This is a genomic window from Nocardiopsis lucentensis DSM 44048 (assembly GCF_000341125.1).
Taxonomy (GTDB): domain Bacteria; phylum Actinomycetota; class Actinomycetes; order Streptosporangiales; family Streptosporangiaceae; genus Nocardiopsis; species Nocardiopsis lucentensis.
The window spans coordinates 1-8,397 of record NZ_ANBC01000262.1; the positions used below are offsets into that span (position 1 = coordinate 1).

Annotated in this window: 5 protein-coding genes and 1 pseudogene; 2 read left to right on the forward strand and 4 right to left on the reverse strand. The window is 72.1% G+C overall.

Annotation, left to right across the window (positions count from 1 at the left end; genetic code table 11):
* From D471_RS0108965 to D471_RS0108980, 4 genes and pseudogenes are all read right to left on the reverse strand, one after another.
* Positions 1-598 (reverse strand): annotated as a pseudogene (locus tag D471_RS0108965) (hypothetical protein); the annotation flags it as partial.
* Positions 588-2,645, reverse strand: a complete 2,058-nt coding sequence (locus tag D471_RS33615) for a hypothetical protein (protein ID WP_017598313.1) — start codon at positions 2,643-2,645, stop codon at positions 588-590. The pseudogene D471_RS0108965 and the gene D471_RS33615, both read right to left, overlap by 11 nt.
* Before the next feature lie 147 nt (positions 2,646-2,792).
* Entirely contained in the window at positions 2,793-5,507 is a 2,715-nt protein-coding gene (gene acnA, locus D471_RS0108975) for an aconitate hydratase AcnA (protein WP_017598314.1), read from the reverse strand.
* 384 nt (positions 5,508-5,891) lie between these two features.
* Positions 5,892-6,827 (reverse strand): LLM class F420-dependent oxidoreductase, encoded by a 936-nt coding sequence (locus D471_RS0108980; protein ID WP_017598315.1) that lies wholly within the window; start codon positions 6,825-6,827, stop codon positions 5,892-5,894.
* 124 nt (positions 6,828-6,951) lie between these two features.
* On the opposite strand from D471_RS0108980, the gene D471_RS0108985 reads away from it, so the two are divergent.
* Both D471_RS0108985 and D471_RS0108990 read left to right on the forward strand, forming a co-directional pair.
* Positions 6,952-7,539 (forward strand): RNA polymerase sigma factor, encoded by a 588-nt coding sequence (locus D471_RS0108985; protein ID WP_017598316.1) that lies wholly within the window; start codon positions 6,952-6,954, stop codon positions 7,537-7,539.
* The gene (locus D471_RS0108990; RefSeq protein WP_017598317.1) at positions 7,536-8,342 is read left to right on the forward strand and encodes a zf-HC2 domain-containing protein; all 807 of its coding nucleotides are present in this window, start codon (positions 7,536-7,538) and stop codon (positions 8,340-8,342) included. The genes D471_RS0108985 and D471_RS0108990 overlap by 4 nt, the downstream gene beginning before the upstream one ends.
* Positions 8,343-8,397: the final 55 nt, after the last annotated feature.

Below are 8,397 nucleotides of genomic sequence, written 5' to 3' on the forward strand. Positions count from 1 at the left end.
CCGCCGCGGCCGTGCCGTCCTCCGGGGCCGGGGGCGCGTCCTGGGAGTCGTCGCCCTGTTCCTCCTCGTACGCGCGCATCTCGCGTTCGTAGACGGCCTCCGGGTCGTCGGAGACCGCGGCGTCCACCGCCACCTCCACGAGTTCGGACAGGGGCGCGTCGTAGTCGGTCGCGTACGACGCCGCCAGGGCGGCGTAGTGGGCGCGGTCGGAGTAGGAGACGGCGCCCGAGGCGTCGAAGTCGCTGCCGCTCAGGCGGGGGCTGTCGAGGACGAGGTAGTGGCCCGCGCCGCCGACGCGGTCGTGGACGGCGGCGGCCAGGTTCCCCGGATCACCGCCCCACGTGTCGCCGTCCACCAACGGCACGAGGATGACGCGGACGGGCAGCCCGCTGTCCTCGATCGTCTCCTCCACCCGCGCGCGGGTCTCCTCGGGGAAGGCGCTGTCGTAGGCGGGGTCGACCACGACGGGAGAGGACTCCAGAGCGGTGGCGATCTCCTGGGCCGGACTGGGCGCGTCGGCCCGCGCGGTCGCGGGCGCGGCCAGGACGAGGCAGAGCCCGAGCGCCGCGAGCGGGGTCGGGCGGATGTCAGGACGCATGGGTCTCCTTCACGAGGGAGTCGGCGTCGAGTCCGCCCTGGGACCCGTAGCGCGTGCGCACCCAGGAGCGGTTCAGGGTCAGGTGCGGTACGCGCCGCCGCCCGTCGCGCACACGCAGGGGGAGGCGGGCCCGGTCCGCGGTCGTCAGGCACGACGCGCACATGGGGAGGCGGCTCTGGGACAGGGCGGTGGCGTCCTCCCCGACGGCGGGGCCGTGCAGGGGGTCGACCATGCACACGGACGCCTCCTGCCCGGAGTCGGATCGGAGCCGCCGCGTGACCCGGCGGGCCAGCACCGTGGCACCCACGAGGTCCAGTTCGTCGGGGTCGCCGTTGAGGACCAGCAGCGCGGTGTCGGCGTCGCGCATGGTATCGGCGGCGTTCGGGTGGTCGGCCGGAGCGGCGTCGACGGCCGCGACCATCCGCGCGGCCGCCCTCCGGGCGATCGGGCGCAGACGGCGGCCGGGCACCGCCCGGACCCGGCGCGTGAGCCAGGCGGCCAGGGCGAGAACGGAGTAGACGAGGGCGCCGAAGAGCGGGCCCAGGAAGAACAGCGCCGGCCAGAAGTCCTCGCTGAGGAAGCGGTCCGTGCGCGACTCCGGCGGCTCCTCGTCGGCGCGGTACTCCGCCTCCCGGGGGACGGTGTCCTCGGCGTCCGGGTCCGGGCGCGCACCGTCGAGCCGGCCGAGGACGGTGAGGGTCGGGCCCCGCACCACGTCCTCGCTGTCCGGGTCCCAGGTGAGGCCCGTCAGGTCCCACGTGTCGACGCCGAGGTCGACGCCCAGCGCCGCGATGCCGACCTTCCCGCCGCCGACGTCGGCCACCAGGTAGAGGCCGTCCTCGTCCCTGGTGTGGGCCAGGGCGTGGGCGAGCACCTCCGCGTCCCCTCCGGCCTCGTCGGAGTCCGCCATGAGCACCACGGCGGCGTGGACGGGCACGGATGCCCCGGCGACGGCGTCGGACAGCTCCGCAATGGACGCGCCGTCCACGGGTGCCAGGGGGTCGACGTACACGGGGTCGTCCTCCCACGCCGCGACGACGCGGTCCACGCGCACGGTGGAGGCGACGTAGGGCGGGGCGGCGAGCGGGTCGGCGGCGTCCGCCCGCTCGTCGGGGCTCGCCGGGGGCCGGAGCACGTGGACCGCTCCCGCGCCGACGGTCGCGACGGCGATCACGGCGCACACGGCCAGGAGCCGCACGGAGCGGCGCAGGGCCCTTCGGCGGACGGCGACCACCGGCGCGCCCGGTCGGCGGGACGCCGGCACGCGCCGCCCGCCACGCACGGGCGCCTGGGCCTGCGCAAGGCGGTACCCGCGCACGATGACGGCGGTGAGGCCGAGCCCCAGGAACCCGCCCCCGACCATGGCCACCAGGAACCCGGTGTTGGCCGGTCCGTTGTACGACAGGGGGTCCAGCTCCTCGACGAACTCCGCCCAGCCGGACGGCTCCTCCTCCGCCCTCTCCTGTCCGAAGGAGTCCCGCGCCGCGTCCGCGCGGGCGGCGATCTCCGGGTCGAGCAGCAGGTCGACGTAGCCCGCGGCGACGTCCTGGAGGCGCGAGGTGTGGTCGTAGGACTCGTCGCCCATGAGGGCCGTGGTGGCGTCCCCGGTCCTCAGGTCGACGCCGGGCGTGGTGAACGCGCGGACGACCGTGTGCCCGTCGTTCATGTGCACGTACAGGCCGTCCTCACCCACGCGGTCCTGGAGGGAGGCCAGGAAGGTGTCGCTGCCCAGGTTTCCGGCCAGGTAGGGGGTGACGACCACGTGGTAGGGCGTGTCGAGGCGGTCGAACTCGGCGCGCAGCTCCTCCTCCAGGGCCGCCACGTCGTACTCCCCCGCCAGGAGTTCGCTGACCACGACCTCCCGCCCGTCCGGCTGCTCGGCCAGGAGGTCCGCCAGGTGGGCGGCGGCGGTGGTGTCGGCGGGCGCGGTGTCGGCCCGGGCCGCGGGAGCGGCGCCGGACACCACCGACACCGCGGCCACCAGGGCGACCAGGGCGAGGAGGAGCGTTCGGGGGGTCGACGTCCTCACGTGGAGGGGATGGGGCATGGGGCGAGCATATCGATTCGGTTCGTCCCCTCGCGCCCGGTGTGAACTGGGCCGTCGAAAGAAGGCGGGGCCGCCACCGTCGGTCGGACGGTGGCGGCCCCGTTGAACCGCGCTGCGCGCCGTGTGGGCGCCGGCGGAGTCCTGGGACTACTTCGCGATGAGCTGGCGCAGCACGTACTGCAGGATGCCGCCGTTGCGGTAGTAGTCGGCCTCACCCGGGGTGTCGATGCGCACCACGGCGTCGAACTCGACGCCGGTGTCGGTGCTGACCTTCACCGTGCTCGGGACGCGGCCCTCGTTGAGCTCGGTCACACCGGTGATGGAGAAGGTCTCCTCGCCGGTCAGGCCGAGGGAGTCGGCGGACTGGCCCTCCGGGAACTGGAGCGGCAGGACGCCCATGCCGATGAGGTTGGAGCGGTGGATGCGCTCGTAGGACTCGGTGATGACCGCGCGCACGCCCAGCAGGCGGGTGCCCTTGGCGGCCCAGTCACGCGAGGAGCCGGAGCCGTACTCCTTGCCGCCCAGGACGACGAGCGGAATGTCCTGCGCCGCGTAGTTCTGCGCGGCGTCGTAGATGAACGAGACCGGCGCCTCGGGCTGGGTGAAGTCGCGGGTGTAGCCGCCCTCGGTGCCCGGCGCGATCTGGTTGCGCAGGCGGATGTTGGCGAACGTGCCCCGGATCATCACCTCGTGGTTGCCGCGGCGGGAACCGTAGGAGTTGAAGTCGCGGCGCTCGACGCCGTGGGACTTGAGGTACTCGGCCGCCGGGGTGCCCGGCTTGATCGCACCGGCCGGGGAGATGTGGTCGGTGGTGACCGAGTCGCCCAGCTTGGCCAGGACGCGGGCACCGGTGATGTCGGTGACCGCGGACGGGGTGGTGGCCATGCCCTCGAAGTACGGGGGCTTGCGGACGTAGGTGGACTCGTCCTCCCACTCGAAGGTGTTGCCGGTCGGCGTGGGCAGCGAGCGCCAGCGCTCGTCACCGGCGAACACGTCCGCGTAGGCGCTCTCGTACATGTCCGAGGCGATCGCGGCGTCCATGACCTCCTGGATCTCCTCGGCGGAGGGCCAGATGTCGGCCAGGTAGACCGGCTTGCCGTCGCTGCCGACGCCCAGGGGCTCGGTGGTGATGTCCACGTCGAGGGACCCGGCCAGCGCGTAGGCGACCACCAGCGGCGGCGAGGCCAGGTAGTTCATCTTCACGTCCGGGTTGATCCGGCCCTCGAAGTTGCGGTTGCCGGACAGGACCGCGGTGACCGCGAGGTCGTTGTCCTGGACCGCCTTGGAGATCTCCTCCGGCAGCGGACCGGAGTTGCCGATGCAGGTGGTGCAGCCGTAGCCGACCAGGTTGAAGCCCAGCTTGTCCAGGTACGGGGTCAGGCCGGAGCGCTCGTAGTAGTCGGTGACGACCTTGGAGCCCGGGGCCATGGAGGTCTTGACCCACGGCTTGCGGGACAGACCCTTCTCCACCGCCTTCTTGGCCAGCAGGGCGGCGCCCAGCATGACCGAGGGGTTGGAGGTGTTGGTGCAGGAGGTGATCGCGGCGATGACGACGGCGCCGTGGTCGACCTCGGTCTCCGTGCCGTCGGCCATGGTGACCTTGACCGGGCGGTGCGGGCGCCCGTTGGCGGTCGTGGCCGGCGCGTCGGAGGCCGGGAAGGACTCTTCGCCCGCCTCGTCGTCGGAGACGTAGTTGTGGACGTCGTGGCGCCAGGTCGGCTTGGCCTCCGACAGGGCGATGCGGTCCTGCGGGCGCTTGGGGCCGGCGATGGACGGGACGACCTCGGCCAGGTCGAGCTCCAGGTACTCGGAGTACTCGGGCTCCACGGCCGGGTCGTGCCAGAAACCGTTGGCCTTGGCGTAGGCCTCGGTCAGGGCGACCTGCTGCTCGGAGCGGCCGGTCAGGCGCATGTAGCGGATGGTCTCGTCGTCGACCGGGAAGATCGCGGCGGTGGAGCCGAACTCCGGGCTCATGTTGCCGATGGTGGCGCGGTTGGCCAGCGGCACCGAGGAGACGCCCTCGCCGTAGAACTCGACGAACTTGCCGACCACACCGTGCTCGCGGAGCTTCTCGGTGATGGTGAGCACCAGGTCGGTCGCGGTGGTGCCGGGCTTGAGCTGACCGGAGAGCTTGAAGCCGACCACGCGCGGGATGAGCATGGAGATCGGCTGGCCGAGCATGGCGGCCTCGGCCTCGATACCGCCGACGCCCCAGCCCAGGATGCCCAGGCCGTTCTGCATCGTGGTGTGCGAGTCGGTGCCGACGCAGGTGTCGGGGTAGGCCTGGCCGTTCCGGCTCATGGTGACGCGCGCCAGGTGCTCGATGTTGGCCTGGTGCACGATGCCGGTGCCGGGCGGGACGACCTTGAACTCGTCGAAGGCGGTCTGGCCCCAACGCAGGAACTTGTAGCGCTCGTAGTTGCGCTCGTACTCGATCTCGACGTTGCGCTCGAAGGCGTCCGGGCGGCCGAAGAGATCGACGACGACGGAGTGGTCGATGACCAGCTCGGCCGGGGCGAGCGGGTTGATCTTGTCCGGGTCGCCGCCCAGGTCGCGCACGGCCTCGCGCATGGTGGCGAGGTCGACGACGCAGGGGACGCCGGTGAAGTCCTGCATGATCACCCGCGCGGGGGTGAACTGGATCTCCTGGCTGGGCTGGGCCTTGGCGTCCCACTCGCCCAGCGCGCGGATGTGGTCGGCGGTGACGTTGGCACCGTCCTCGGTGCGCAGGAGGTTCTCCAGCAGCACCTTCAGGCTGTAGGGAAGCCGGTTGGCGCCCTGGACGGCGTCCAACCGGAAGATCTCGTACGACTCGTCGCCTACACGCAACGTGTCACGGGCGCCGAAGCTGTTCGCGGACACGGTGTCTGCCTCCTGATCTCGCCACTGATGTCCCCGGCATCCTGCCCGATGGGCGGGTGCGGGTCCTACTGAGGCCGCCCTCACCGGATTCCGGGGCCTCGGAGAGCCACGGGGCTGCCCTCCGCCGCCACCGGCATCCTCAGGTCCACGCTGACCTGCGGCGACACCACTCGCCGCCGACCAGGCGGTCCGTTGACCGCGGGCGTCCACGATGTTTGGGGTCGGGCGCCGACAAGCGGTCAAGTTCACACGCCCGAACCGGGAGCGGGCCGGGGGGAGTCCCGCTGTTATCTTGACGTCAAGGTATCCAACTTGTATCTCGATATCAAGTTATCGGGCGGTGGTCCGGCCCCCGCGGCCACCCCCCCGAGAAGCCGTCCGCCCTCAGTCGAGCTGCGGGACGACCTTGTCAGCCACCAGTTCCAGGTGGTCCAGGTCGGACATGTCCAGCACCTGGAGGTAGACGCGCTCGGCCCCGGCCTCCCCGAAGGCGCCGAGGCGGTCCACGAGCTCGTCCGGGGTGCCCGCCAGGCCGTTGCCACGCAGCTCGGGAACCTCACGGCCGATACGCTCGGCACGCCGGGCGACCTCCGCCGCGTCGCGGCCCACGCACAGGACCTGCGCCGCCGAGTAGACCATGGGTGCGCTCCTTCCGGAGGCGCGCACCGCCGCCCGGGTGCGTTCGAAGGCCGCCGAGGTGTCCTCCAGCGAGGCGAACGGCACGTTGTACTCGTCGGCGAACTTGGCGGCCAGCCGCGGGGTGCGCTTGGGACCGGTTCCGCCGATCAGCACGGGCGGGTGCGGTGCCTGCTCCGGTTTGGGCAGGGCGGGGCCCTCCGCCAGGCGGTAGTGCTTGCCCTCGTAGCGGAAGGTCTCCCCGACGGGGGTGGACCACAGGCCGGTGATGATGTCCAGCTGCTCCTCGTAGCGGTCGAAGCGCTCGCGGGCCGCGGCGGGGAAGGGGATCCCGTAGGCCGCGTGCTCCTCCTCGTACCAGCCCGCACCGAAACCGAAGTCGACCCGTCCGCCGCTCATCCGGTCGACCTGGGCGACGGAGATGGCCAGGGGCCCGGGGTAGCGGAAGGTCGCGGCGGTCATCAGCGTGCCGAGCCGGATACGGGAGGTCTCCCGCGCCAGTCCCGCCAGCGTGATCCAGGCGTCGGTCGGCCCGGGCAGCCCGCTGACGTGGTCCCCCATGTGCAGATAGTGGTCGGAGCGATAGACGGCGTCGAAGCCCAGCTCCTCCGCCGCGCGGGCGACGGCGAGCTGGTCCTCGTAGGTGGCCCCCTGTTGGGGCTCAAGGAAGATCCTCAGGCGCATACGCCCCATTTTCTCCCACGGCCGCGGGCGCGCGGACAACCGGCGCGCGGATACCGTCGAAAAGGCCTGCCCAGCGGCCCCGCCCCCATGAACCGATCACCTCCGCCATCCCGATAGCCCCACCGTGAAGCTGTTCCGCCGCACGCGCCGCCGCGTGCCCCCCTATGGTCCCGAGAGCTCCGACCCGGAGTTGCTCGCCGCCGTCGCCGCCGGGGAATCCGACGCCCTGGAGATCCTGCACCGCAGACACGCGCCCTGGCTGCGCGCCCGCCTGCGCTACCGGTGTTCGGACTCGGACCAGCTCGACGCCGCCCTTCAGGAGACCTTCCTGGCGGTGTGGCGCAACGCCGGATCCTTCACCCCGCGCCCGGGCGACACCGATGCCGGAGCGTGGCTGTGGACCATCGCGATCCGCCAGTTGATCTCCCAACTGCGCAAACGGTCCAACCGCTGGATCGCCGACAGCGATCCCGAACCCTACGAGACCATCGGCGACGCCTCCGCTGAGGACACGGTCCTGCTCAACATCGAGCACGGCCCCCTGGGCGCCGCCCTGCACTCCCTCTCCCCTGAGCTGCGCGCCGCCATCCAGGCCACCGTGCTGGACGGGCTCACCGTACGGGAGGCGGCACAGATACTCCAGATCCCCGAAGGAACCGTGAAGACACGGGTGATGCGCGCCAAGGCGCGCCTGCGGGAGGCCCTGACATGACCTGGCACCTGACCCCTGCCCAAGTACACGCGTACGCGTCCCACGCCGTCGACGACGTCACGGCGATGTCCGTGGAGGCACACCTGATGCACTGCGCACCCTGCCGAACCCTCGTCCCCGCCGACGAGGAGTGGATCGACCGCGCCTGGGCCGACCTGCGCGACGTCGTCGACCGGCCGCGACCGCACCCGGTCGAACGCCTGCTGCGCGCCCTCGGGCTGCGCGACGGTACGGTCAAGCTGTTGGCCGCCACCCCGAAGCTGTACCGGGCGTGGCTGGTGTCCACGGTGCTCGTCCTGGTCTGTGCCCTGTTCGCCGCGTACGCGCTGCCGAAGGGATCACTGGTGTTCTTCCTCACCGCGCCGCTCATCCCCCTGGCGGGGGTCGCGCTCGCCTACGGACGCGGGGTGGACCCGGCGCACACCCTGACCTCGATCACGCCGATGGCCGGGCAGCGGCTACTGTTCCTGCGGACGTGCGCGGTACTGGTACCCGCCGTGGCGTTGTGCACCCTGGCCGCGTTGATGATGCCCGCACCCACCACCCCGTGGACGGCGGTCTTCTGGCTCCTGCCCTCGCTGACCCTGGTCGCCGGTTCGCTCGTCCTGTGCCGGTGGGTCCACCTGAGCCTGGCCAGCGGTGCCGTGGGGCTCCTGTGGCTGGCGTCCCTGGCCGTGCTCGGCTCCGGCGACCACCTCGCCCCGCTGGCGGCGGTCGCGCCGCACACCCAGCCCTGGTGGGCGGCGGCGCTGGCCGCCCTGACCGGCATGCTCCTGTTCCGTCTCCGTGTGAGGACCACGTGACCGAACCGACCGCTCCCGCCGTCCACGCGCGCGGTGTGACACGCCGCTACGGCAG

Bases quoted from the DNA above. Each gene is read 5' to 3' on its own strand.
- D471_RS33615 (WP_017598313.1), bottom strand. From the start codon at position 2,645: ATGCCCCATCCCCTCCACGTGAGGACGTCGACCCCCCGAACGCTCCTC.
- D471_RS0108990 (WP_017598317.1), top strand. From the start codon at position 7,536: ATGACCTGGCACCTGACCCCTGCCCAAGTACACGCGTACGCGTCCCAC.
- D471_RS0108980 (WP_017598315.1), bottom strand. From the start codon at position 6,827: ATGCGCCTGAGGATCTTCCTTGAGCCCCAACAGGGGGCCACCTACGAG.